At 73.7% G+C, this 24,521-nt stretch carries 18 protein-coding genes; 7 read left to right on the plus strand and 11 right to left on the minus strand.

Translation table 11 applies throughout. From position 1 onward, the window contains the following. The first annotated feature begins 70 nt into the window (after nucleotides 1-70). The gene (locus M6G08_RS04100; RefSeq protein WP_272585818.1) at nucleotides 71-1,135 is read left to right on the plus strand and encodes a hypothetical protein; all 1,065 of its coding nucleotides are present in this window, start codon (nucleotides 71-73) and stop codon (nucleotides 1,133-1,135) included. 81 nt (nucleotides 1,136-1,216) lie between these two features. Here the strand turns inward: M6G08_RS04100 and M6G08_RS04105 are convergent, their stop codons facing one another. Together M6G08_RS04105 and M6G08_RS04110 are read right to left on the minus strand one after the other, a co-directional pair. Beyond that, nucleotides 1,217-2,368, minus strand: a complete 1,152-nt coding sequence (locus M6G08_RS04105; protein WP_272585819.1) for a serine hydrolase domain-containing protein — start codon at nucleotides 2,366-2,368, stop codon at nucleotides 1,217-1,219. Between the two features lie 100 nt (nucleotides 2,369-2,468). Continuing rightward, nucleotides 2,469-2,954, minus strand: a complete 486-nt coding sequence (locus M6G08_RS04110; RefSeq protein WP_272585820.1) for an NUDIX hydrolase — start codon at nucleotides 2,952-2,954, stop codon at nucleotides 2,469-2,471. Nucleotides 2,955-3,203: 249 nt separating this feature from the next. Between M6G08_RS04110 and M6G08_RS04115 the strand changes: the two genes are divergently transcribed. Further along, nucleotides 3,204-6,500 (plus strand): S8 family serine peptidase, encoded by a 3,297-nt coding sequence (locus tag M6G08_RS04115; RefSeq protein WP_272585821.1) that lies wholly within the window; start codon nucleotides 3,204-3,206, stop codon nucleotides 6,498-6,500. Nucleotides 6,501-6,599: 99 nt separating this feature from the next. Here the strand turns inward: M6G08_RS04115 and M6G08_RS04120 are convergent, their stop codons facing one another. Together M6G08_RS04120 and M6G08_RS04125 are read right to left on the minus strand one after the other, a co-directional pair. After that, a complete protein-coding gene (locus tag M6G08_RS04120; protein WP_272585822.1) occupies nucleotides 6,600-7,796 on the minus strand; it encodes a hypothetical protein in 1,197 nt (398 codons plus the stop codon). Nucleotide 7,797: 1 nt separating this feature from the next. After that, on the minus strand, nucleotides 7,798-8,328 hold the full coding sequence (locus tag M6G08_RS04125; protein WP_272585823.1) for an RNA polymerase sigma factor: 531 nt from the start codon (nucleotides 8,326-8,328) through the stop codon (nucleotides 7,798-7,800). A 355-nt stretch (nucleotides 8,329-8,683) separates the two neighbouring features. Between M6G08_RS04125 and M6G08_RS04130 the strand changes: the two genes are divergently transcribed. Beyond that, the gene (locus tag M6G08_RS04130; protein ID WP_272585824.1) at nucleotides 8,684-9,700 is read left to right on the plus strand and encodes an aspartate-semialdehyde dehydrogenase; all 1,017 of its coding nucleotides are present in this window, start codon (nucleotides 8,684-8,686) and stop codon (nucleotides 9,698-9,700) included. Nucleotides 9,701-9,716: 16 nt separating this feature from the next. Here the strand turns inward: M6G08_RS04130 and M6G08_RS04135 are convergent, their stop codons facing one another. Then, complete coding sequence (locus tag M6G08_RS04135; RefSeq protein ID WP_272585825.1) at nucleotides 9,717-10,193, minus strand: DUF1203 domain-containing protein; 477 nt, start codon at nucleotides 10,191-10,193, stop codon at nucleotides 9,717-9,719. A 112-nt stretch (nucleotides 10,194-10,305) separates the two neighbouring features. Here M6G08_RS04135 and pepN point away from each other — a divergent pair, with 112 nt between their 5' ends. Then, a complete protein-coding gene (gene pepN, locus M6G08_RS04140) occupies nucleotides 10,306-12,894 on the plus strand; it encodes an aminopeptidase N (RefSeq protein ID WP_272585826.1) in 2,589 nt (862 codons plus the stop codon). A gap of 307 nt (nucleotides 12,895-13,201) precedes the next feature. Here pepN and M6G08_RS04145 read toward each other — a convergent pair whose 3' ends face one another. Then, nucleotides 13,202-14,131, minus strand: coding sequence for a LysR family transcriptional regulator (locus tag M6G08_RS04145; RefSeq protein ID WP_272585827.1), 930 nt, complete (start codon nucleotides 14,129-14,131; stop codon nucleotides 13,202-13,204). 275 nt (nucleotides 14,132-14,406) lie between these two features. Between M6G08_RS04145 and M6G08_RS04150 the strand changes: the two genes are divergently transcribed. Both M6G08_RS04150 and M6G08_RS04155 read left to right on the plus strand, forming a co-directional pair. After that, nucleotides 14,407-15,936: an FG-GAP-like repeat-containing protein gene (locus tag M6G08_RS04150; RefSeq protein ID WP_272585828.1), complete on the plus strand. Its 1,530-nt coding sequence runs from the start codon at nucleotides 14,407-14,409 to the stop codon at nucleotides 15,934-15,936. A 109-nt stretch (nucleotides 15,937-16,045) separates the two neighbouring features. Beyond that, complete coding sequence (locus M6G08_RS04155) at nucleotides 16,046-17,386, plus strand: hypothetical protein (protein ID WP_272585830.1); 1,341 nt, start codon at nucleotides 16,046-16,048, stop codon at nucleotides 17,384-17,386. 204 nt (nucleotides 17,387-17,590) lie between these two features. Here the strand turns inward: M6G08_RS04155 and M6G08_RS04160 are convergent, their stop codons facing one another. Continuing rightward, nucleotides 17,591-18,517 carry a DMT family transporter gene (locus M6G08_RS04160; protein ID WP_443048733.1) on the minus strand — a complete coding sequence of 309 codons (927 nt, stop codon included), beginning with the start codon at nucleotides 18,515-18,517 and terminating at the stop codon, nucleotides 17,591-17,593. A gap of 35 nt (nucleotides 18,518-18,552) precedes the next feature. Next, nucleotides 18,553-19,503 (minus strand): EamA family transporter, encoded by a 951-nt coding sequence (locus M6G08_RS04165; RefSeq protein ID WP_272585831.1) that lies wholly within the window; start codon nucleotides 19,501-19,503, stop codon nucleotides 18,553-18,555. Between the two features lie 104 nt (nucleotides 19,504-19,607). Here M6G08_RS04165 and M6G08_RS04170 point away from each other — a divergent pair, with 104 nt between their 5' ends. Continuing rightward, nucleotides 19,608-20,120, plus strand: a complete 513-nt coding sequence (locus M6G08_RS04170) for a MarR family winged helix-turn-helix transcriptional regulator (RefSeq protein WP_272585832.1) — start codon at nucleotides 19,608-19,610, stop codon at nucleotides 20,118-20,120. A 27-nt stretch (nucleotides 20,121-20,147) separates the two neighbouring features. Here M6G08_RS04170 and M6G08_RS04175 read toward each other — a convergent pair whose 3' ends face one another. The 3 genes from M6G08_RS04175 to malQ form a co-directional block, all read right to left on the minus strand. Beyond that, entirely contained in the window at nucleotides 20,148-21,605 is a 1,458-nt protein-coding gene (locus tag M6G08_RS04175; protein ID WP_272585833.1) for an FAD-dependent monooxygenase, read from the minus strand. A 136-nt stretch (nucleotides 21,606-21,741) separates the two neighbouring features. Beyond that, a complete protein-coding gene (locus M6G08_RS04180; RefSeq protein ID WP_272585834.1) occupies nucleotides 21,742-22,023 on the minus strand; it encodes a hypothetical protein in 282 nt (93 codons plus the stop codon). 23 nt (nucleotides 22,024-22,046) lie between these two features. Continuing rightward, nucleotides 22,047-24,521: a 4-alpha-glucanotransferase gene (malQ, locus tag M6G08_RS04185; protein ID WP_272585835.1), complete on the minus strand. Its 2,475-nt coding sequence runs from the start codon at nucleotides 24,519-24,521 to the stop codon at nucleotides 22,047-22,049.

Consider the following 24,521-nt stretch of genomic DNA (forward strand, 5'->3'; position numbering starts at 1 on the left):
CTTGTCCGGATTGAGCGTCGGCCTTGTAACAGCGGTTAAGGGGCGGACCGGGCGCGGGAAATTGCCGGTCATGACGCACAACACCCCGCTCTCCCCCCGCCCCCTGCACCAGCTCGCCGACGGCCGGCGCCGGCTGATGACCACCGCTCAGCTGCGGGCGCACGGTGTCTCCGCCGCCGAGACCGACGAGCAGTGCCGGCCGGGCGGCTCCTGGCAGCAGCTGCTCCCGAACGTCGTCCTGCTCCGCCCGGGCCCGCCGACCGGCGAGGAGCGCCTGCACGCGGTACTGCTGTACGCGTCGCGGGAGCGGTCCGGCGGGCCGGGCCCCTCGGCCCCGGTGTCCGTACCGCTCCAGCCGGGCGGCAAGGACGCGCCCGCGACACCGTACGCGGAGGCGATGATCACGGGTCCGGCCGCGCTGACGCTGCACGGCTTCTCCACCACTCCCCCGCTGCCTGCCCTGGAGGTCGTCGACGTCCTGGTGCCGAGACTGCGCCGACTGCGCACGACGGGCTGCGCGCGCGTCGTCCGCACGACCGCGCTGCCCAACGCCGAGCTGATCACCGGGGTTCCGGTGGCGCCGGTGGCGCGGGCGCTGGCGGACACGGTGGCGGAGCTGACGGACGCGGGCGTGGTCCGCCGGCTGCTGACGGAGGCGGTGCGCGGCGGGCACTGCGAACCGGCGGCGGTGGTACGGGAGCTGAACCGGGCCCGGTTGCTCAGCCGCCCACACGTGGTGGACGCGGTGGACTCGCTGGTCGCCGAGGGGCGGGCGCTGGCCGAGCGGCGCCTGTACCGGATGGTGCGCGAACACGGGCTGCCGGAGCCGCTGTGGAACGTCGACCTGCGCCTGCCCGGCGGCCCGCACCTCGGCGGCGTGGACGCCTTCTGGCCCGAGCACGCGGTGGCGCTGGAGCTGGACACCCGCGCCCACCGGCAGCAGGAGGACGACGCGGTGTGGGCGGAACACGTGCGCAAGCGCGAGCACCTGGAGCGGCTGGGCGTCACGGTCGTGCACCTCACGCCGCGCAAGCTGCGGGACTCCCTGGAACACCAGGCGGCAGTCGTCCGGACGGCGTTGATGGCGGCCGGAGACAGGGAACCCGCCGCGTACGTCGTGGTACTGCCCCGGTAGTACCACGAGGGCAGGAGGGGAGAGGAGGGGCCGCCGGGCACGACCGCCCGGCGGCCCCTCCTCACGTCCTCACACCTCTCGTCACTCGGCGCAGAACTCCGCCTCGATCACCGCGCCGCTGTCCCCCGACCAGTCGCCGTTGAAGTTGAGGGCGAGCGCGTGCCGGCCGTCCCTCGTCGTCACCGCCTCCGACGAGGAGCCGTGGATGCCGCCACCGTGTCCCCAGACGGTGACCCCGCAGCCGAGCTCCCGCTTGATCAGGCCGAGGCCGTAACCGGCACCCACCTCCACCTCGTCCGCCGGGACGGTGGTCGTCATCTCGGCCAGCTGCTCGGCGGGCAGCAGCCGGCCCCGCAGGAGGGCGGTGTAGAAGCGGTTCAGGTCGGCGGAGCTGGAGACCATCTCGCCCGCCGCCCCGGCGATGGACGGGTTGAGCCGCGTGACGTCGTACGTCGGTCCGGTCGCCGTCCCGCCCAGCTTGGAGTACGCGCGGCTGCTGGGCCGCGGCAGCCAGGTCCGGGTGCCGGGGACCGAGGTGGCGCGCAGCTTCAGCGGCTCGACGATGCGGCGGCGCACCTCCTCACCGTACGGGCGTCCGGTGGCCTCCTCGATCACCATGCCGGCCAGGACGTAGTTGGTGTTGGAGTAGTTCCAGTCGGTGCCGGGTTCGAAGTCGGGCTTGTGGGCCATGGCGACGGCGACCAGTTCCCGTGGCGTCACCGTGTCGTAGCGGTGCTCGAAGAAGCCATCCTCGAGGAAGTGGGTACGGCCGAACTCCTCGTCGGCGGTGTAGTTGTAGACGCCGCTGGTGTGGTTGAGGAGTTGGCGCAAAGTGATGCGGCCGCCGTCGTGGCCGTTGCCCTCCACCACGCCCGGCAGCCAGTCGTCCACCGTGTCGTCCAGCGACAGCCGGCCCTCGGCCTCCAGCTGGAGCAGGACGGTGGCGACGAAGGTCTTGGTGATGCTGCCGACCCGGTAGCGGTCCCGCTCCGAACGCGGCTCGCCGGTCCGCAGGTCGCCCACCCCGGCAGTCCCGGCCCAAGTGCGGTGGCCGTCGCGGGCGGCCGCGGTCACGCCGGGCACGCCGTCGGCGACCGCGGCCGCCATGGCGCGGCGGGTCGCCTCGTGGCCGTGGCCGCCGGCGGCGGGTGCCGCCACGGCCGGGGCGGCCAGCGCTGCCGACAGTGCCACGGCGGTGGCCGCCACCAGGGTGGTCCGTACGCGTGCGCTCATGTCTTCCCCCATCGTCTGCGTCCTCGGTGTCGCTCGGTCGGCGGGAAGGACCGAGCGGCCGGCGTGCAGGTTGAGGCGTCCGGTGGTGGTTGGGCCGCTTTCAGCCCTCTCCCGGCCCGCCCCGCCCGGCCCGCCCCGCCGGCGGCCGCTCCCGCCACAGCCGCAGCCCCGCGTCGACCAGCGGCACCCGTCTCAGGCCGGGCACGACGTCCAGGTCCTGCCAGGCCGCCAGGTCGGTGGAGCCGCCGACCTCGAACCGCAGGCCGCCGCCGGTGACCCGGGCCTCGTAGACGAGCCGTACACCGTGGTGGTCCACGGTCCGCCGCAGCAGGCGCCCCGGGCCGACGCGGCTCGGCCGGGTCAGCCGGTTGGAGTCGACGCCGAGCAGGGCGGTGGGCTCGACGCGGTAACCGGTCTCCTCCTCCACCTCGCGGACGACGGTGTCGTGGGGGTCCTCGCCGTGTTCCGTCCCGCCGCCCGGCAGCACCCACTCGGGGACCCCGCCGGGGCCCGGCGACCGGGCGAGCAGCACCTTTCCGTCGCGGACGCATATGGCGTAGGCCGCCACCCTCAGTTTGCGCAGCACTCGGGGACGTTAACCCGCCCGGCACGGACCCGGGCGGGGCTCACGGGAATGTCACGGGCCGCCCCATGTGTCCCCGGTGGCGTATGGCGGAAGTACGCCATGACTCCATCCCGCCCCGGACAACTCTCCCCAAACAATGATCCCTTGGGTAAAGCTGAGCGGTCGTCCGGGATCGGAATCCGGACGACCGCGGCCAGGACCGATCGGCCCCGGTCGCACCCTCACGTTCCTTACCAACAAGGGATGCCGATGACCCACACCCCCCAGCGCGAACCGATACCGGGCGCCAGACGCGCGGTGCGCGTCGCCGTGGCCACGGGCCTCGCCGCCGCGCTCTGCGCCGCAGGGCCGATACCCATGGCGTTCGCCGCCGACGGCCCCCAGGTCGCGCCGCCCGCCGACGCCTCCGTGAAGTCCGCGCACGACAAGCTCGGTTCGCACGACGCGGACCTGCTCGCCGAGGCGAAGACCGACGGCACGAAGAGCGTCACGATGATGGTCGCCACCGCCCCCGGCAAGACCGAGCAGGTGGCGAGGGAACTGGACGCGGTCGGCGGCGGCAGCGTCGGCCGGACCTACGACGAACTCGGCTACGTCCGCGCCACCGTCCCCACCGGCAAGGCGGACGCGGCCATCGCCGCCGCCGCCAAGCTCTCCTCCGTGCACGGCATCGACCTGCGCGACGAGATCCCGCTGGACGACCCGACGCCGGCCGCCGACCGGGCGAAGGGCGGCGAGCACCACAAGGGCCGCACCTACCCGGGACCCGACCGCCGCACCCCCGCAGAGAACCCGTACAACCCGTCGTTCGAGACGGGCGCCGTCGACTTCGTGAAGAAGCACCCGAAGGCGGACGGCCGCGGCGTCACCATCGGCATCCTCGACTCGGGCGTCGACCTCGCCCACCCGGCGCTGCAGAAGACCACCACCGGCGAGCGCAAGATCGTCGACTGGGTCACCGCGACCGACCCGGTCGTCGACGGCGACCGGACCTGGCGCCCGATGACCACCTCCGTCTCCGGGCCGACCTTCACCTACGGCGGCGAGACGTGGACGGCGCCGGCGGGCTCGTACCAGGTGAACACCTTCCTGGAGTCGTACACCACCGGCGGTGACGCGGGCGGCGACGCCAACCGGGACGGCGACACCACCGACTCCTGGGGCGTGCTGTACGACGCGCAGGCCGGCACGGTCCGCGTCGACCTGAACGGCAACCACGACTTCGCCGACGACACCCCGATGAAGCCCTACAAGGACGGCTTCCAGGTCGGGTACTTCGGCACCGACGACCCGAAGACGGGCGTGGCCGAGCGCCAGCCGTTCGTCGTCGAGATCCGCGAGGACGTGGTCTACAACGGGGCCGGCGCGAAGGCCGACTTCGTCAACATCGGCGTCATCGAGGGCTCGCACGGCTCGCACGTGGCCGGACTCGCCGCCGCCAACGGCCTGTTCGGCGGCCGGATGGACGGTGCCGCGCCCGGTGCGAAGATCGTCTCGTCCCGCGCCTGCACCTGGAGCGGCGGCTGCACCAACGTCGCGCTCACCGAGGGCATGATCGACCTCGTCGTCGACCGCGGCGTCGACATCGTCAACATGTCGATCGGCGGCCTGCCCGCGCTCAACGACGGCAACAACGCGCGCGCCGAGCTGTACACGCGCCTCATCGACACCTACGGCGTCCAGCTCGTCATCTCCGCGGGCAACTCCGGCCCCGGCGCCAACACCATCGGCGACCCGTCGCTGGCGGACAAGGTGATCTCGGTCGGCGCCTCCATCTCCCGCGAGACCTGGGCCGCCAACTACGGCTCCGCGGTGAAGCGGAAGTACCAGATGATGCCGTTCTCCTCGCGCGGGCCGCGTGAGGACGGCGGCTTCACCCCGACGCTGACCGCGCCCGGCGCGGCCGTCAACACCATCCAGACCTGGGCGCCCGGCTCCCCGGTCCCCGAGGCCGGCTACGACCTGCCCGCCGGCTACGGCATGCTCCAGGGCACCTCGATGGCCTCCCCGCAGGCCGCCGGCGCCTCGGCGCTGCTGCTGTCGGCCGCGAAGCAGGCGGACATCGACCTCACCCCGGCCAAGCTGCGGACGGCGCTGACCTCGACCGCCGACCACATCAAGGGCGTGCAGGCGTACGAGGAGGGCGCGGGCCTGATCAACATCCCCGACGCCTGGAAGTCGATCCGGCGCGGCGCCACCGCCCACGAGTACACGGTCAAGGCCCCGGTCGACACCGCCATCGACCAGTTCCTCGAGACCCCGGGCCACGGCACCGGCCTCTACGACCGTGAGGGCGGCCTGGAGGCGGGCGAGCGCAAGACGTACGAGATCACGCTCACCCGCACCTCCGGCGCCGACCGGGCGATCCGGCACGAGCTGCACTTCGAGAACAACACCGACCGCACCTTCCGCATCGTCGGCTCCGACGAGGTGCGGCTGCCGCTGAACGAGCCGGTCACCGTCAAGGTCCAGGCGAAGCCGCGCTCCGAGGGCATCAAGAGCGCGATCCTCGAGGTCGACGACCCGCGCACCGAGGGCACCGACAAGCTGGTCCTGACCACGGTCGTGGCCTCGGCCCCGCTGGAGTACGACTTCTCCGCGAAGGACTCCGTGCAGCGCAACAGCACCGAGTCGTACTTCGTGACCGTCCCCGAGGGCGCGAAGACACTCGAGGTGGCGATGAGCGGGCTGAAGGGTGAGAGCCAGACCCGGTTCATCGCCATTCACCCGTACGGCGTCCCGGTCGACAACACCTCCACGCCGTACTGCTACAACAACTACCTCGACGGCAACGGCTGCCGGCCCGACGTGCGCGCGTACGCCGACCCGCAGCCCGGCGTCTGGGAGATCGAGGTCGAGTCGCGGCGCACCTCGCCGCTGCTGGACAACCCGTACGAGCTGGACGTCACGGTCCTCGGCGCGGAGTTCGACCCGGAGGTCGTGACGGTGCCCGAGGCCGAGGTCGGCACCCCGGCCGACGCCTCCTGGAAGGTGACGAACCGGTACGGCCCGATCGACGGCAAGCTGGTCGGCGGCCCGCTCGGCTCGGCCGAGACGTCCCGTCCGTCGATCGCGCAGGGCGAGACGAAGAGGTCCACGGTGGAGGTGCCCGAGGGCGCCGAGTCGCTGGACGTGGCCATCGGCGGCGTCTCCGACGCGGCCGCCGACCTGGACCTGACGGTCTACGACCAGGACGGCAACGTGGTCGGCCAGTCCGCCGACGGCGACTCGCAGGAGTCGGTCTCCGTGCCGAAGCCGGCCGCCGGCGCCTACACCGTCGAGGTCGTCGGCTACTCGGTGCCGTCGGGCAGCACGGAGTACGACTACCGGGACGTGTACTTCGCCGCCACCCTCGGCTCGGTCACCGTGGACGGCTCGGCGCCGGTGAAGCTCGGCACGGGCGAGACGGCGACGGTCTCCGGCAGCGTCACGGCGCTGGCCGCCGCGCCTCAGGGCCGTGAGTTCTTCGGCCGGGTCCAGCTGGTGAACGCCCACGGCACGGCCGCGGGCCTCGGCAGCGTGCGGATCGGCAAGGTCGTGCCGTAGTCCGGTGCGGCAGGTGGGAGGGGCGGGCGCTCTGCGGGGCGCCCGCCCCTTCGGTTCGTTCCGGTTCGTTCCGGCTCGTTCCGGCTCGTTCCGTGCAGGTCAGCCGCAGGTGAGGGTGCGGGACTCGGGCAGGGAGGCGGTGATCCGGGCGCGGGCGGTGGCGATGTCCCGCTCACCGGTGATCACGGTGTCCGCCCCGGCCCCCTCCCGCGCGACGCCGACCAGCACCCGGTCGCCGGGGCGGAGCCGGGCGGTGGCGTCGTCCAGGAGGAAGGTCACCGGTTCGACGCCCGTACGCGGCCCGGGACTGGCCGCGGGCCAGGTACTCGCCGCCGGCCCGGCGCCCGTCCCGGGCCCGGCGCTCGTCTCAGGCCAGGTGCTCGCCGTCGTGCCTGTGCTCGTCCCTGACCCGGTGCTCGCCGCTGCCCCCGCGCTCGCCCCGAAGCCCACGCTCGGTGTCGGCCAAGTGCTCGATGCCGGCCCAGTGCTCGTCGTCCCCGACCCGCTGCTCACCCCCGACACGACGATCCTCCCCGACCCGACGATCACCCCCGACCCCGCGCTCGCCCCGAAGCCCACGCTCGGTGTCGGCCCAATGCTCTTCCCCGACCCGCTGCTCACCCCCGACCCGACGCTCGTCCCCGGCCCGGCGCTCACCCCCGACCCGACGCTCACCCCCGGCCCGGCGCTCGTCCCCGGCCCGGTGCTCACCCCCGACCCGGTACTCGCCCCCGGAACGTACGCGCGCGTCACGCGGAGGGTGATTCGGTGCCGGGCCTCTCCCGGGACCGGCTGGGCGCCGGTCACCGTGCCCTCGGCGACGAGGCGGGCGCAGGCGAGGTAGCGGGGGGTGCCGAAGACGAGGCCGGCATCCTGGTCGGGGACGGAGTCGTCCCGTTGGGCGCCGGACGCCGCCTCGCCGGCCGTGTCGTCCGTGCCGCCGCCGGTCTGCACCGCGAGCCATCCCAGGCCGGTGACCACGACGCCCGCGCAGGCCGCCGCGAGGACGCCCAGGGCGAGGCGGAAGGACCGGCGCGGAGGGCGGCTCGCCGATGTGCCCCCTACTGGCGCGGCGACCCGCGGTTCGGGAGCCGGTTCACCCAGGGCGCGTCCGAGGACGTCCAGCTGTTCTCGCAGCAGCGCCACGTCGGCCGCCGCCGCCCCGTACTCGGCATCGGCGTCCGCGCCCGCCCCGGGCGGCAGCGGCTCGCCCGTGATCGCGGCCATCAGCGCGTCGTGCCCGGCGGGGTGCTGCCCGGCGGGATTCCGTTCGGCGGGATTCCGTTCGGCGGCCATCTCACACCACCTCGTCCTCGTGCAGCCGGGCCCGCAGCGCCCGTACCGCCGTGTACAGCCTGCTCTTGACCGTGCCCTCGGGGATGCCCAGCTCCTCGGCGATCCCGCGCACCGGCAGGTCGGCGTAGAAGCGCAGGACGACGACCTGCCGCTGGTTGTCGGGCAGCTCGTCCAGGCCCTGCGCGACGGCGAGGGAGAGCAGGCTCGTCTCCTCGCCGGAGGGCTGGTCACTCTGGCGCAGGGCGGCCAGGCGCTCGCCCAGCCGCGCCTGGCGGTGCCTGGCCCGGTGCCAGTCCATGGCCAGGTTGGAGGCGACGACCGCCGCCCACGCGGACACGTCGCGCGGCGCCTCCCGTCCGCTCGCCGTCCGCTCCAGCAGCCTGAGGCGGACCTGCTGCACCCCGTCCGGCAGGTCCGCCTGAGGCACGCCGCCGAGCGCGAGCACCGCCCGCACCCGCCGTTCCTGAGCCGCGTCCAGGGGATCGTCCGGTACGGCGTCCCCCTGGCCGCGGCGGGCCCTTCCGCGCAGCACGGCCACCCCTCCCCTCGCCGTGTTTCCCCTATGACGCCGCAGGGGCCCGAAACGTTCGCCGGATCGCGCCCGCCCCGGTACGAGGCATACGTCACATCGTCGTGTGGGGTGGGAAGGGATGGGCAGGGGCGGAACAGCACAGCTTGCGGCGCGGGGACCGGTCGGCGGAATTTCTGCAGCTCAGCCGGGGTTTTCACGCAAGGACCGCACCCGTCGCCCGAGCCGCCGCGTCCCACGGTGCGGGCACACCGCGCAAAGAACTGGACAGGCGGGCCGGGCCGCGCCGCATGATGGAAAAGTCTCGGCCGAGCAAAGCGCGCGTGAAGACACGCGCACAAACGGAGAAGGAGTCACCGTGAGGGTCGGAATCGTCGGAGCCACCGGTCAGGTCGGCACGGTCATGCGCAGGATCCTCACGGAACGGGACTTTCCGGTCACCGAGCTGAGGCTGTTCGCCTCCGCCCGCAGCGCCGGCAAGGACCTGGACGGCGTGACGGTGGAGGACGCGGCCACCGCCGACTACTCCGGCCTGGACATCGTGCTGTTCTCCGCGGGCGGCGCCACCTCGAAGGCGCTGGCCGAGAAGGTCGCCGCGCAGGGCCCCGTCGTGATCGACAACTCCTCCGCCTGGCGCCGCCACCCCGAGGTCCCGCTGGTCGTATCCGAGGTCAACCCGCACGCGATCGCCGACCGCCCCAAGGGCATCATCGCCAACCCGAACTGCACGACGATGGCCGCGATGCCGGTCCTGCGTCCGCTGCACGCCGAGGCGGGCCTCGAAGCCCTGGTGGTCGCCACCTACCAGGCGGTGTCCGGTTCCGGGCTGGCCGGTGTGGACGAGCTGTTCGAGCAGGTCAAGAAGGTCGGCGACGACGCGCCGAAGCTCACCCACGACGGCTCGGCGGCCGAGTTCCCGAAGCCGGAGAAGTACGTCGCGCCGATCGCGTACAACGTGCTGCCGCTGGCCGGTTCCATCGTGGACGACGGCCTGCACGAGACGGACGAGGAGCAGAAGCTCCGCCACGAGTCCCGCAAGATCCTGGAGATCCCGGAGCTGAAGGTCTCCGGCACCTGCGTGCGCGTGCCCGTCTTCAGCGGCCACTCCCTCCAGATCAACGCCCGCTTCGCCCGCCCGATCGACGTGGAGCGCGCCAAGGAGCTGCTGGCCGGCGCCCCCGGCGTGGCGCTCTCCGAGGTGCCGACCCCGCTGCAGGCGGCCGGTCAGGACCCGTCGTACGTGGGCCGCATCCGCCGGGACGAGACCGTGGAGAACGGTCTGGCCCTGTTCGTCTCCAACGACAACCTGCGCAAGGGCGCGGCCCTGAACGCCGTGCAGATCGCGGAGCTGGTGGCGGCGGAGCTGAAGGGCTAGGACCCTGGGGCTCAGCTCAGCCCCGCCGCACCTCGTAGAGGAAGCAGCCGTACTCGACGGCCCGGACGTGGACGAGCGCCACGGCCGGGTCGTCGAACGCTTCCCGGAGGGCGTACGCGAAGGCGCCGGGGTCGCCGATCAGGCGGCCGCCCAGGATGCGCCCGTCGGCGCAGTAGCGGCGCAGGACGCGGTGGGAGTCGGTGAAGGCCAGGCCGCCCGTCCTGGGCCCCGCGCACTCCCCGGCGTGGACGAAGACCGGTCCCTGCTCGTCGTAGGCGCCCGGGTCGGCGCCCGTCGCCGCCGCCCAGCGCCGCAGCGGGGCGTACGAGACGAGGGTGATCGCCTCCCCCGGGCGGCTGCGGCGCAGGCAGCAGCGGAGCGGGGCGCCGCCCTCGTCGTCGGTGAAAGGGGCGGGCACGCGGCCCGCGTCGTCGGTGGTGCGCAGTTCCTTCAGGGCGGCCGGCGGGATCGGCCGTGCGGTGTAGTGCTCCATGGCGCCAGGCTCGCGCGCGCCCGGACCGCGCACCGGCGGGAAACGGACATCGCGTTCCGTCCCGGCCACGTGGAAGGATGGCGCAACCCACACATAACGAGGAGATGACCGCGTGCCTGGCACAAACCTGACTCGCGAAGAGGCGCAGCAGCGGGCGAAGCTGCTGACCGTTGACTCGTACGAGATCGATCTCGACCTCACCGGCGCGCAGGAGGGCGGCACCTACCGGTCCGTGACCACGGTGCGCTTCGACGTCGCGGAGACCGGCGACGAGAGCGGTGCCTCGTCCTTCATCGACCTGGTCGCGCCGACGGTCCACGAGGTGACGCTGAACGGCGACTCCCTCGACCCCGCCGAGGTGTTCCAGGACTCCCGCATCGCCCTGCCGGGGCTGCTGCCGGGCCGCAACATCCTGCGGGTGGCCGCCGACTGCGCGTACACCAACACCGGCGAGGGCCTGCACCGCTTCGTCGACCCGGTCGACGACCAGGCGTACCTGTACACGCAGTTCGAGGTGCCGGACGCGCGCCGCGTCTTCGCGAGCTTCGAGCAGCCGGACCTCAAGGCGACCTTCCAGTTCACCGTGAAGGCGCCCGAGGGCTGGACGGTCATCTCCAACTCGCCCACCCCGGAGCCCCAGGACAACGTCTGGGCCTTCGAGCCGACCCCGCGCATCTCGTCGTACATCACGGCGCTGATCGTCGGCCCGTACCACTCCGTGCACAGCGTGTACGAGAAGGACGGCCAGTCCGTCCCGCTCGGCATCTACTGCCGTCCCTCGCTCGCCGAGCACCTCGACGCGGACGCGATCTTCGACGTCACCCGGCAGGGCTTCGAGTGGTTCCAGGAGAAGTTCGACTACCAGTACCCGTTCAAGAAGTACGACCAGCTCTTCGTGCCGGAGTTCAACGCGGGCGCGATGGAGAACGCGGGCGCGGTGACCATCCGCGACCAGTACGTGTTCCGTTCGAAGGTGACGGACGCCGCGTACGAGGTGCGGGCGGCGACGATCCTGCACGAGCTGGCGCACATGTGGTTCGGCGACCTGGTCACCATGGAGTGGTGGAACGACCTGTGGCTGAACGAGTCGTTCGCCACCTACGCGGAGGCCGCCTGCCAGGCCGACGCGCCCGGCTCGAAGTGGCCGCACTCGTGGACGACGTTCGCCAACCAGATGAAGACCTGGGCCTACCGGCAGGACCAGCTGCCGTCCACGCACCCGATCATGGCGGACATCACCGACCTGGACGACGTGCTCGTCAACTTCGACGGCATCACGTACGCCAAGGGCGCGAGCGTGCTCAAGCAGCTCGTCGCGTACGTCGGTGAGGAGGCGTTCTTCAAGGGCGTGCAGGCGTACTTCAAGCGGCACGCGTTCGGCAACACGCGCCTGTCCGACCTGCTGGGCGCGCTGGAGGAGACCTCGGGGCGCGACCTGAGGACCTGGTCGAAGGCGTGGCTGGAGACGGCCGGCATCAACGTGCTGCGCCCGGAGATCGAGACGGACGCGGACGGGGTCGTCACGTCCTTCGCCATCCGCCAGGAGGCTCCCGCGCTGCCCGCCGGCGCCAAGGGTGAGCCCACCCTCCGCCCGCACCGCATCGCGATCGGCGCCTACGACCTCGACGCGAACGGCAAGCTGGTGCGCGGTGAGCGCGTCGAGCTGGACGTGGACGGCGAGCTGACGGCCGTGCCGCAGCTGGTCGGCAAGGCCCGCCCGGCGGTGCTGCTGCTGAACGACGACGACCTCTCGTACGCGAAGGTCCGCCTGGACGAGCAGTCCCTCGCCGTGGTCACCGAGCACCTCGGCGACTTCACCGAGTCGCTGCCGCGCGCCCTGTGCTGGGCGTCGGCCTGGGACATGACCCGGGACGCGGAGCTGGCGACCCGCGACTACCTCTCCCTGGTGCTGTCCGGCATCGGCAAGGAGTCCGACATCGGCGTCGTGCAGTCGCTGCACCGCCAGGTGAAGCTGGCCATCGACCAGTACGCCGACCCGAACGCCCGCGAGGCGCTGCTCACCCGCTGGACCGAGGCCACACTGGCGCACCTGCGGGCCGCCGAGGCGGGCAGCGACCACCAGCTGGCGTGGGCGCGGGCGTTCGCGGCGACGGCCAGGACGCCGGAGCAGCTGGACCTGCTCGACGCGCTGCTCGACGGCACGCAGACCGTCGAGGGCCTGGCCGTCGACACCGAGCTGCGGTGGGCGTTCGTGCAGCGGCTGGCGGCGGTGGGCCGGTTCGGCGGCTCGGAGATCCAGAGCGAGTACGAGCGGGACAGGACCGCCGCCGGTGAGCGCCACGCGGCCACCGCGCGTGCCGCCCGCCCGACCGAGGCCGCCAAGGCGGAGGCCTGGGAGTCGGTCGTGGAGTCCGACAAGCTGCCGAACGCCGTCCAGGAGGCGGTCATCGCCGGCTTCGTCCAGACCGACCAGCGCGAGCTGCTGGCGCCGTACACGGAGCGGTACTTCGAGGTGCTGAAGGACGTCTGGGAGTCCCGTTCGCACGAGATGGCCCAGCAGATCGCGGTCGGCCTGTACCCGGCGGTGCAGGTGTCCCGGGACACCCTGGACCGCACGGACGCCTGGCTGTCCTCCGCCGAGCCGAACGCGGCCCTGCGGCGGCTGGTCTCGGAGTCCCGCTCGGGCGTCGAGCGCGCGCTGAAGGCCCAGGCCGCGGACGCGGCGGCCGCGTCCGCGTAGCGGCGGCACGCCCTTCGGGGGCGCCCGGGCACAGTCCCGGGCGCCCCCGGGGTACGCCCGGCGCGTTCCGCAGTGCGCCCGGCGCGTTCCGCGTTACGTCCGGCGGCGATCCGCAGTACGCCCGACGGCGATCCGCGGTACGCCCGACGGCAATCCGCAGTACGCCCGACGGCGATCCGCGGTACGCCCGGCGCGCGGGCCCCCGCGAAACCCGCTCGCCCCGCGCGCGGCTCCACCGACAGGCGTCCGCCACCGCGCCCCTCCCCGAGCACCAGCCCACCGGCCCCCCGACAAAGGCGGGCCGCGTTCAGTGGTCCGGGCGGTGTGGGGACTCGGCGAGGCGGGCTCGGGCCGCCGTGCGCAGGGCCGTCAGCACGGTGCCGACGGCCCCGCCCTCACCGGCGCCCCTGCGCACGGCGGCGACGACGTGCCGGACGGGCCGGTCCGCGTGCAGTTCACGCATCGCCACACCCTCGCGCGGCACGACCGCCGTGCGCGGGACCAGGGCCACGCCCATGCCCGCCCCGACCATCGCGAGGATCGCCGTCCAGCCGGCCGCCGTGTGAGCCTGGTACGGGCGGAAGCCGGCCGTCTCGCAGGCCGCGTGGGTGATGTCGGACCAGGGACCGCTGCCGCCGAAGATCCATGGTTCGGCGGCGAGGTCGGCCAGGCGGAGCCCGTCGGCGCGGGCCAGCGGGTGGCCGGCGGGCAGCGCGACGTCCAGCGGGTCCGCGAGCAGCGGGACGCGGGTGAAACGCGGGTCGGCGGCGGTGGGCGCCTGTGCCGCCAGGGACAGGGCCAGGTCCACGTCCCCGGCCGCCAGCAGCTCGTACGCCTCCTGCGCCTCGGCCTCCCGTACCCGCACCGCCACCCCGGGGTGCGTGGCCCGCAGCGCGGTGACGGCCGGCACGACGAGGGCCGGTACGGACGTGGAGAAGGCACCGACCCGGACCTCGCCGGCCTCCCCGTGGACGTAGGCGGCCAGCTCGGCGTCGGCGCGCTCCAGCTGCTCGAAGACGGCCTCGGCGTGCCGCAGCACCAGCCGGGCGGCGTCCGTCAGTTCGACCCGTCTGCCCCGGGCCCGGAGCAGGTCCACGCCGAGCTGCCGGGAGAGGTTGGTCAGCTGCTGGGACACGGCGGACGGTGTCATGTTCAGCGCCTCGGCCGCCGCCGTCACCGTGCCCCTCTCCCGCAGCGTGCGCAGGATCCGCAGCTTGCGGATCTCCCAGTCGGCCATGGCGGCAACCTATCCGCGGAGCCCGGCCGCCGTCTTGCCGGCTTCGGACGCGGGACCACGCTCACTCGGCGATTCTTTACCGATATCAGCACAACCTTTTCACCTGTGATACACGTCACGGTCACTACGCGCCGGTCGTCCACCTTCGCCCGATTCTGGTTGTAGACGCCTCGTCAAGTCCCGGCTTCGATGGAGATCTTGGGCCGGGGACTCCGGTGCACTGTCCCGGCACCCCGCCCGTCAGCAGTAACACCGAGGGAGGAAGCACGTTGCCCATGAGAGGAATCCGCACCCGGCGGGCTCGCGGCGCCCTGACCGCCGGCGTCGCCCTGGCGGCCGCCGCCGGCCTGCTCACCGCGGCGCCGGCCGCTCAGGCGGTGTCCGGCGAGCCGGCGGCCACAGGTGACCACGCTTTCACCGCCCGGCTCGTCATCGGCGAGGGCGACACCATGCGCGGCTGCTCGGCCGCGCTGGTGCACCAGCAGTGGCTGCTGACCGCCACCAGCTGCTTCGCCTCCACTCCGGGCGCCGCGGTCAAGCCCGGCAAGCCCGCGCTCAAGTCCACGGCGACCCTGGGCGGCAAGACCCTCGAGATAGTCGAGGTGGTCCCGCGCGACGACCGGGACGTGGCCATGGCCCGGCTCGCCGAGCCCGTCACCACGGTCCAGCCGGTGAAGCTGGCCGCCGACGCCCCCGTGGCGGGCGAGACCCTGCTCGGCGCCGGATTCGGGCGGACCCGCACCGAGTGGGTCCCCAACCAGCCGCACACCGGTGAGTTCCGGGTGGACTCCGCCACCGCCACCACCGTGGCCCTGACCGGACAGGACGGCGTCTCCGTCTGCAAGGGCGACACCGGTGGCCCGGCCCTGCGCGGCACGGACAGCGGGTTCGAGCTGACGGCCGTCCACAGCCGTTCCTGGCAGGGCGGGTGCTTCGGCCAGGCCGAGACCGAGACCCGGACCGGCGCGGTGGACGCCAGGGTCGACGGCCTCGCGGGCTGGGTGACCGACGTCCGCAACCGCGACCGGAGCTACTCGGCCGACATCGACGGCGACGGCAAGAACGACCTGGTCGTCCTCCGCTCGGACGGCTACGTCGTCGTCCACCGCAACCAGGGCGACTCCTTCGCCCCGGGCCGGGTCATGTCCGGTGGCTGGGACCTCTTCGTCACCTGGAAGGACCTGGGCCGGCTGTACTTCGCCGACGTCAACGGCGACCGCAGGGCCGACATGATCGTCCACACCAACGACGGCAACATCGAGGTCCGCACCAACCACGGCACCTACTTCGACCACGGCACCCACTGGTCCGGCGGCTGGGACCTGTTCCTCGACGGCTCCGAGCTGGGCCGGCTGTACTTCGCCGACGTCAACGGCGACCGCAAGGCCGACATGATCGTCCACACCAAGGACGGCAACATCGAGGTCCGCACCAACCGCGGCACCTACTGGGACCAGGGCACCCACTGGTCCGGCGGCTGGGACCTCTTCCTGACCTGGAAGGACCTGGGCCGGCTCTACTTCGCCGACGTCAACGGCGACCGCAAGGCCGACATGATCGTCCACACCAACGACGGCAACATCGCCGTGCGCACCAACCGCGGCACCTACTGGGACCAGGGCACCCACTGGTCCGGCGGCTGGGACCTCTTCATCGACGGCTCCAAGCTCGGGACCCTCAAGTTCGGTGACGCCTCCGGTGACGGCAAGGCCGACATGTTCGTCCACACCAAGGACGGCAGGGTCGCGGTCCGCACCAACCACGGCACCTACTGGGACAGCGGCAAGGTCATGATCAGGCTCTGACCGGAGCCCGTCCCTTCCGACCCCGGGCCGTTCGCCGACACATCCTGTCGGCGAACGGCCTGCTCGTGTCCGACAGACCGGCCGGTGGCCGAGAAGTGGAGACAGAACAATGCCAGGAATCAGCCGACGGGGCCTGCTGCGCGGCAGCGTGGTGGCCGGGGCCGTCGCAATGGCGGGTGGCCCGGCTTCGGCGGTCGGAGCCGACACCGCGGGCATCAATCCGTCCGTCGCGGGCGAGGCGGCGCACGTCCGTGCTCTGCGCAAGGCGCTGGACGACGCGGCGGCGGGCGTCGTCGGCCCTCACGGTGTCGACGACAAGGGCAGGATCATCGTCAAGGCCGGGTATGCGGGCGTTCCCACCTACACGCTGCTCAACACCCTGGTCATCGGCGGCGGCACGGTCCTGGACGCCACCGGCGCGCGGTTCGTCGCCAAGTTCGGCACCGTCATGCGGAAGTACACACTGGACCGGACGAATCAGCACTCCCCCAGTCCCGAGTACCCGACGGACAGCCAGGGGGCGTTCAGCGCGCCCGCGGTCAGCGGCGCGATGGCCGCCACGATGCTGATCAACCATGTTCCCGCCGGCACGAAGGGCTACTCGGCCCCGGGCAACATCATGATCAGGGGCGGCGAATGGGACCCCATCTCCGCGTACGTGTGGAACGACTCCGGACCCGCCCGGGCACGTGCCGACAAGGCTCCGCCGATGAACGTGCTGACCTTCACCCACACCGAGGACGTGGAGGTCGAAGGCGCGACGGTGTGGAACGTCAAGTGGTGGCACGCGGTCGAACTCAACGCCGTGCGCCGGGGCGCGGTCCGGGACTGCTTCTTCAAGGGGTGGGTCGAGAATCCGACGTGGGGCCTGTGGCAGGGCGAGGCCGTCCAACTGGACCTGCCCCTCTCCGGCAACACATGGGCCGGGGCCGGCGACGGCACTCCGACCGTGGACGTACGGGTCCAGCGCAACTACGCGGGTCCCTCCGGCTCCCAGCCGTCCTGGGCGAAACTGGTCGGATCGCACACCGGCGGCGAGAAGGTCGGCCAGGTGCACGCGCGCGTGCTGATCGAGGGCAACGTCGTGGACGACGCCAAGTGGGACGCCATCGGCGCGATGAACACCACCGAGATCGTCGTCCGCGACAACACGGTCAACAACAGCGTCGGCGGGGTCTACGTCAGCTCCATGTCGGCCAGGAGGTTCAGCCAACCGCCGGTCCAGGTGGGGGCGAACCCCATCTCCGGGGTCGAGATCGTCGGCAATCAGGTGACGGTGGCGGCGGGCGCCTCCGGAGCCTCGCGCAACGCGGTCCGCGTGAGCGCGGACACGGTCGGGTTCGTCTCGCCGGTCAGCGACGTCGTGGTCACCGGCAACCGGGTCAGCGGCGGAGGCTTCTACTACACCCCGTACGTGACGTTCCGGCCCGGCACCACACCGCAGCGCTGAGAGGTGCGTCGCCGTCGCCGTGAAGGAGTCGCCCTCCGGCTGGAGCCGCAGCAGCTGCCGGACGGCCGCCTCGTGCGCCGCGAGCGCGCTGCCCGCGAGGGTGAGCCGGGCCGGCACCCGCTGGCCGGGCTGGAGTCCCTGGTCGGCGCGGAAGCGGCGGACCTCGCGAGCACGAGCCGACGACGGTGGGCGTCCGTCCGGCCGCTACGTGCGCGACCCCGCGCCGAGGACGACCCCGCCGAGGATCAGTGCCATGCAGCCGACCTGCGCCCAGCCGGTCGGTTCGGCGAGCAGCGCCCAGGACAGCAGGGCGACGCACACCGGCTGGAGGTAGTAGACGATCCCGGCGCGGGTCGGGCCGATGAGGGAGATCGCCTTGTTCCAGGCGAAGAAGGCGAGGGCGGAGGAGGCGATGCCGACGTAGAGGAGGGGCAGGACGGTGCCGGGCGTCGCGGAGAAGCCGCCCTGGACGGCGACACTGGCCGCGTGGGCGGGCAGCAGCATCAGGGTCCCGAGGAAGAAGGTCGTGAACAGGAATCCCGCTCCGTCCAGACCGTCCGGCCTGCGGCGCAGCAGCGCGCTGTACGACCCGAAGCAGCAGGCGGCGGCGATCATCCACAGGTCGCCGGCCGAGAACGAGGTCCCGCCGCCGACCAGCAGCAGCACCCCGGCGCAGGCGAGGAGCAGCCCGGCGACCCGGCGCGGGCCGAGCCGTATGCCGCCCGCGCGGTCCCAGAGCGCCATCAGCACCGGGGACGCGGCCATGATCATGCCCATGTTGGCGGCGGGTGTGGTGACGCCGGCCTGGTTGACGAGGGTGTTGTAGACGGTGACGCCCAGCAGGGAGGCGAGGAGGACGAAGCCGAGGTGGCGCCGGATCAGCGCGCGCTGCCGCCAGGCCCGCCGGGCACCGAAGGGGGCGACGACCGCGAGGGCCACCACCCAGCGCCAGAACGCGTGCTGGACGGGCGGGACGCTGTCGCCGAGGGCCCGGGAGGTGACGAAGCTGCCGGACCAGACGACGGTGGCGAGGACGGCGAGCCCGATGCCGAGGGCGACGGGGGCGGCCGGTCCCGGCCGTACGGCGGCGGGAGCTGCCCCGGTACCGGTGCGGCGTTCGGCCAGGGACACGGCGTTCCTTTCGCTGGTCGGTGAGGGCGGTGGCCCTACCGTCGCAGCGTCGCACCAGTCAGGTCCATCGAATCTTTTCGACGGTTCTTTGCAGGAGAACTGAAAGGTCGGCGGCGCGCCGCGGTCCCGCCCCGCGACGTGAACTGCCCCGCGACCGTCGCCCCGAGCGCCAGCACCATGCCCGCCAGCTGCACCGGCGTCAGCGCCTCGCCGAGCGCCGCCCAGCCGACGACGGCGGCGGTCAGCGGCGAGAGCGGTCCGAGGAAGGTGACCTGGGTGGCGGAGAGCCTGCCCATGCCGCGGAACCAGAGCCAGTACGCCACCGCGGTGTTGGCCAGCGCCAGGTAGAGGTAGCCGCCGACCGCCGGGCCGTCGAGGGCGGGCGGGGCGCCCTCGACCAGGAGGGCGAGCGGGGCGATGAGCAGGCCGCCCGCGGTCAGCTGCCATCCGGTCAGGGCGAGGGGGCCGACGCCGTCGGGGCGTCCCCACCGCTTGGTGAGCACGGTGCCGGTGGACATGGAGGCGGTGGAGGCGAGGGCGGCCAGCGCGCCGAGCGGGTCCAGCGCCCCGGCCGCCTTCAGCACCACCAGGCTGACGCCGAACGCCGCCACCACGCCGGCGAGCAGGGAGCGGGTGGTGGGCCGCTGCCCGAGCAGCAGCGCGGAGAGCCCGAGGACGAAGAGCGGGCCGACGGAGCCGACGACGGCGGCCATGCCGCCGGGGAGGCGGTAGGCGGAGAGGAACAGCAGCGGGAAGAAGGCCCCGATGTTGAGCGCGCCCAGCACCGCCGCCTTCCACCACCAGGCGCCGCGCGGCAGCACCCGGGCGAGGGCGAGCAGCAGCAGACCGGCGGGCAGCGCGCGCATCAGCCCGGTGAACAGGGGCCGGTCCGGCGGCAGGAACTCGGTGGTGACGGCGTAGGTGGTGCCCCAGGAGACGGGGGCGAGGGCGGTCAGGGCGATGAGGGCGGGACGGTTCGCGGCCACGGAGGCCCCCTTCGGGTAGGTCGGCGACAAGTAGCTTACTCCTAAGCTACTTATTGGCAAGCTACTTTCTTGCGGCCGACCTGACGGGCGTCGATACTCGTCCCATGAGTGAGCGCCCCGAGCAGCACCAGGACCCGGTCGACGCGATCATCGGCCAGTGGGCGGTGGTCCGGCCCGACCTCGACACCACGGCGATGGAGGTCTTCGGGCGCGTCAACCGGCTGTCGCGCGCGATCGGCGAGCGGATGGACAGGGCCTACGCCGGGTTCGGCATCGCCCGCGGCGAGTTCGACGTCCTGGCGACGCTGCGCCGCTCCGGCGAGCCCTACGCGCTCTCGCCCCGGCAGCTCTCGGCGACCCTGATGCTCACCACGGGCGGCATGACGGGCCGCCTCGACAAACTGGAGCGGGCCGGCCTGCTGCGCCGCTCCCCCGACCCGCACGACCGCCGGGGCCTGAGGGTCACGCTCACCGACAAGGGGCGGGAACTCGTCGACGAGGCGGTCGGCGCGGGGCTGGCCGTGCAGACGGAGGCCCTGTCCGCCGCCCTCGACGCCGGGCGGGCCGGACAACTGGCCGACCTGCTGCGGGACCTGCTGGCCACGACCGAGAAGTAGGCCGGGGACGCGTCCGGCGCGGCCCGCTCAGCCCACGTGGGCGCTCAGCGCCGCCTCGATCGCCGGGCCGTCGACGCTGTCCGCCGCCCAGGCCGCGTAGCCGTCGGGCCGCACCAGCAGCGCCGTACGGCGGCCGCTCGCCCAGCGCTCCACCGAGAGCCGGTCCCCCCGCGCCGCCGCGCCGCCGGCCGCGTGCCCCTCCGGCACGACCAGCACGAACCGGCCGCCGCGCAGCGCCTCGTAGAGCCGCCCGCCGCCCGCGAGGGCCACGTCGGGGACGCGGGCGCCGGTCAGCCGGTGCGCTCCGCGGGGCGCGGGGTAGCGGTAGCCGATGCCGGTGATCAGGCCGGCCGCCCGGCGGCGGGCGGGCCCCACCCGGTCCAGCACGCCGGTCAGGCCGGCCCGCAGGGCCAGGGTCCAGGGGCGTTTCGCCATGGCCAGGCGCACCAGCCCGCCGCTGCTGCGCAGCACCGACCTGCCGACCGGGTGCCGCTCGGCCTGGTAGGTGTCCAGCAGCCCCGCGTCGGCGTGCCCGTGCAGCACGGCCGCCAGTTTCCAGCCCAGGTTCGCCGCGTCCTGGAGGCCGGTGTTCATGCCCTGCCCGCCGGCCGGGGTGTGCACGTGGGCGGCGTCGCCGGCCAGGAAGACCCGGCCCACGCGGTAGGCGGGGGCCTGCCGTTCGTCGCTGTGGAAGCGGGACATCCAGCGGGCGTCGTGCATGCCGAAGTCCCGGCCGAGGGCGAGCCGGGTGATCTCCTTGATCTCGCCGAGGCCGAGCGGCTCGCTGTCGGGGACGTTGCGGCCGCGGTGCCAGCCGATCACCCGGTGGTAACCGTCGCCGAACGGCGCGAGGAACGCGAACGCGTCCCCGACGGCGTCGACGGTGAGCAGCGTCCCGGGCCGCTCGGCGAGGCGTACGTCGGCGAGGACCACGGAACGGATGACGGAGCGGCCGGGGAAGGGCAGTCCGATCGCCTCGCGCACGGTGCTGCGCATCCCGTCGGTGCCGACCGCGTACGCCGCCCGCAGCGACTCCCGCTCCCCGCCCGGACCGCGCACCTGGACGGTGACGTCCTCCGGGCCCTGTGTCAGGCCGGTCGCCTCCGTCTCGTACCGGAACTCCACCCCGCACTCCGCCGCGCGGCGTTCCAGCACCTTCTCGACCTCGTACTGCGGGACGACCAGGACGTGGTTGAAGCGGGAGGGGAGGGCGGCGAGGTCGACGGTGAGCCGGCCGAAGAGGCCGAGGCGTTCGAGGGGCTGCCCCAGGGCCTCCAGTTCGTCGGCGAGGCCCCGGGCGTCGAACTGTTCGAGGGTGCGGGCGTGCACGGCGAAGGCACGGGAGAGGTTGCTGATCCGGTGCGGTCGCTTCTCGACGAGCGTGACGGGGACGCGCGCGGCGGCGAGGTCACCGGCCAGGAGCAGCCCGGTGGGGCCGGAGCCCACGACGACGACGGGGCCGGCGCCGTTCACGTTGCCGTCCATGTGGGCCTCCTGTGGGGTGTGCGCGCACCTGCACAGTCCTGCCCTCCCGGCGCGGCCGCCACACGCGAGCCGGGGCGCCGGCCCCGCCCGCGTGTGCGGGGGAGCCGACGCCCTCGGTTACGGCTGGGGCGTGCCGTCAGGCCTTGGCGTCGGCCTCGGGGCGGGTCTTGATGTTGCGGGAGGTGACCCGGTGCTCCGGCTTGGACCGGTCCAGGACCATGACCAGGCCCGCGATGACCACGAACAGCGCGATCGGGGCCAGGACGTAGAGGCCCAGCGTCTCGATGACGCTCAGGCCCGGGCCGGGGTCGTCGCCGTCGTCGCGGGTCAGCGCGAGCGCGGGGGACGACATGAGCAGCATCATCAGCGTCGTACCGGCTGCCAGGGCGCCGGCGCGCAGGGCGTTCTTCTTGTCCACGGTGCAAAGTTAGCGAACGGCCGTCAGGCGCGCGCGCCCGGGGTGCCGTACGGGGCCCGGCCCCGGTTCTCGGGGCGTTCCCCTCCGTGTCCGGCGCGCTCCCGTACGACGTCGATCAGGGCGTGCAGCCGCGGGGAGGCGGCCAGGTCCTCCAAGGTCACGGGGCGTCCCTCGGCGTCGGCGATCGGCAGGCGCCAGTTCGGGTACTGGTCCCAGGTGCCCGGCAGGTTCTGCGGGCGGCGGTCGCCGACGGCGTCCGGGAGCCAGACGCCGGCCATGCGGGCGGGGGTGCGCAGCAGGAAGCGGTGGACGGCCTGGATGCCCGCCTCCTCGGAGGGCGTTCCGGTGTCCCCGGCGGTGCCGTGCAGCAGGCCGAGCCGGGCCAGGGCGGCCAGCCACTCGGCGGTGTCCGCCGACGCCTCGGCCCGTTCCTCCTCCAGCGGGCGGGTGAGCAGGCCGAGCCGGTCGCGGAGTTCGACGTGTTCGCCGGTGAGGCGGGCGGCGGTGGAGGGCAGGTCGTGGGTGGTGGCGGTGGCCAGGCAGTCGGCACGCCACCGGTCGGGGGGCAGGGGGCGGCCGTCGCCCTCCCAGTCCCGCTCGAACCACAGCACCGAGGTACCGAGCACCCCGCGTTCGCGCAGCGCCTCCCGCACGCCGGGCTCCACGGTGCCCAGGTCCTCGCCGATCACCACGGCACCGGCGCGGGACGCCTCCAGGACGAGGACGGCGAGCATGGCCTCGGCGTCGTAGTGGACGTAGGTGCCCTCGGTGGGCGGGTGGCCCTCGGGGACCCACCAGAGCCGGAACAAACCCATGACGTGGTCGATGCGCAGGGCTCCGGCGTAGCGGAACAGGCCGCGCAGCAGGCCGCGGAAGGGCGCGTAGCCGGACGCGGCGAGGCGGTCGGGGCGCCAGGGCGGCAGGCCCCAGTCCTGGCCGCGGGCGTTGAAGGCGTCGGGCGGGGCGCCCACCGACATGCCGGCGGCGAAGCACTCCCGCTGCGCCCAGGAGTCGGCGCCGCGCGGGTGTACGCCCACGGCGAGGTCGTGGACGATCCCGACCGGCATGCCGGCCTCGCGGGCGCTGTGCTGGGCGGCCCTGAGCTGGGTGTCGGTGAGCCAGGCGAGGCGGGAGTGGAAGTCGACGCGGTCCATCAGGGCGGTGCGGGCGCGGTCGGTGTCGGCCGAGCGGGGGTCGCGCAGGCCCTCGGGCCAGCGGTGCCAGTCGGGGCCGTGGACCTCGGCGAGCGCGCACCAGGTGGCGTGGTCCTCCAGGGCGGTGCCCTGTTCGGCGAGGTAGTCGCAGTAGGCGGCGCGGCGGCCGGGGCCGAGGGGGACCTCGCGGAGCAGTTCCAGCGCCTCGCGCTTGAGCTCCCACACGGCGTCCCGGTCGATGAGGGCGTCGTTCTCCAGCACGGCCTCGCGCAGCCGCGCCGCCCGCTCCCGCAGCGTCCGGGTGGGCTCGGGGTCGGTGACGTGCGCGAACTCGGGCACGTCCTCGATCCGCAGGTGTACGGGATCGGGGAAGCGGCGGGAGGAGGGGCGGTACGGGGAGGGGTCGGTGGGGGCGCCGGGTACGGCGGCGTGCAGCGGGTTGACCTGGAGGAACCCGGCGCCGAGGGCGCGTCCGGCCCAGGCGGCGAGTTCGCCGAGGTCACCGAGGTCGCCCATGCCCCAGGAATGGCGGGAGAGGAGGGAGTAGAGCTGCACGAGGAGGCCGTAGCAGCGGGTGGCGGGCGCGGGCAGCCGGGCGGGCGCCACGATCAGGTGGGCGCGGGCGGCGCGGCCGTCGGGGGTGGTGGCGGTCAGGCGGTGGACGCCGGGCGGGAGACCGGCGAGGACACCCGCGGCGGAGGGGTTCGCGGGGCCGTTGCCGGGCGAGGGGCGCGGGGCGCCGTCGCGGGCCGGCGGGCCCGGAGCGCCGCGAGGGGCGGAGGCACCCGCCCCGGCGCCGCCGGTCGGCGGTCCGCCGGTGCCGCCCTCCGCCGGGAGGTCCGGGCCGCCGTCACCGGCCGCGGTACCGGCAGCCGAGGCACCGGATACGTCCTCGCCGTCCGGACGGCCCGCCACGGCGTCACCGGTCGAGGGGCCCGCGCCGGCACCGTCGGCCAGGACGCCCGCGGAGCCGTCACCGGCGGGGCGAGCCACCGTGCCGTCGCGCCGCTCGCCCTGCTCGGTGTCGACACGCAGCCGGGTCCCCTCGGGCAGCGCGGCGAGGGCGGTCGGCGCGGGGGCGCCGCTCCAGGCGACCACGGTGGGCGGCAGCAGACGTTCGCGCAGCTCGGCGTCGCGGGCGGCGAGCGCGGCACGCACGGCTTGCGGGGTGCCCGTGTCCACGCCGAGGGCGGCCAGGGCCGAGGTGACGGCGGTGGCCGAGGCCGCGACGGTGCGGTCCGGGGACGGGCGGTAGGAGGTGGCGACGCCGTGCAGGGCGGCGAGCCGGGTCAGATCCTCGGGAAGGTCCTCGGTGGGGGGCTCGGCCGGCCGATCTGCTGGCAT

The organism is Streptomyces sp. M92 (assembly GCF_028473745.1).
Lineage (GTDB): Bacteria > Actinomycetota > Actinomycetes > Streptomycetales > Streptomycetaceae > Streptomyces.

Excerpts from the sequence above, each read along its gene's own strand:
- M6G08_RS04100 (WP_272585818.1), top strand. The coding sequence starts at position 71 with ATGACGCACAACACCCCGCTCTCCCCCCGCCCCCTGCACCAGCTCGCC.
- M6G08_RS04105 (WP_272585819.1), bottom strand. The coding sequence starts at position 2,368 with ATGAGCGCACGCGTACGGACCACCCTGGTGGCGGCCACCGCCGTGGCA.
- M6G08_RS04115 (WP_272585821.1), top strand. The coding sequence starts at position 3,204 with ATGACCCACACCCCCCAGCGCGAACCGATACCGGGCGCCAGACGCGCG.
- M6G08_RS04120 (WP_272585822.1), bottom strand. The coding sequence starts at position 7,796 with ATGGCCGCCGAACGGAATCCCGCCGAACGGAATCCCGCCGGGCAGCAC.
- M6G08_RS04135 (WP_272585825.1), bottom strand. The coding sequence starts at position 10,193 with ATGGAGCACTACACCGCACGGCCGATCCCGCCGGCCGCCCTGAAGGAA.
- M6G08_RS04145 (WP_272585827.1), bottom strand. The coding sequence starts at position 14,131 with ATGGCCGACTGGGAGATCCGCAAGCTGCGGATCCTGCGCACGCTGCGG.
- M6G08_RS04150 (WP_272585828.1), top strand. The coding sequence starts at position 14,407 with ATGAGAGGAATCCGCACCCGGCGGGCTCGCGGCGCCCTGACCGCCGGC.
- M6G08_RS04155 (WP_272585830.1), top strand. The coding sequence starts at position 16,046 with ATGCCAGGAATCAGCCGACGGGGCCTGCTGCGCGGCAGCGTGGTGGCC.
- M6G08_RS04170 (WP_272585832.1), top strand. The coding sequence starts at position 19,608 with ATGAGTGAGCGCCCCGAGCAGCACCAGGACCCGGTCGACGCGATCATC.
- M6G08_RS04175 (WP_272585833.1), bottom strand. The coding sequence starts at position 21,605 with ATGGACGGCAACGTGAACGGCGCCGGCCCCGTCGTCGTCGTGGGCTCC.
- malQ (WP_272585835.1), bottom strand. The coding sequence starts at position 24,521 with ATGCCAGCAGATCGGCCGGCCGAGCCCCCCACCGAGGACCTTCCCGAG.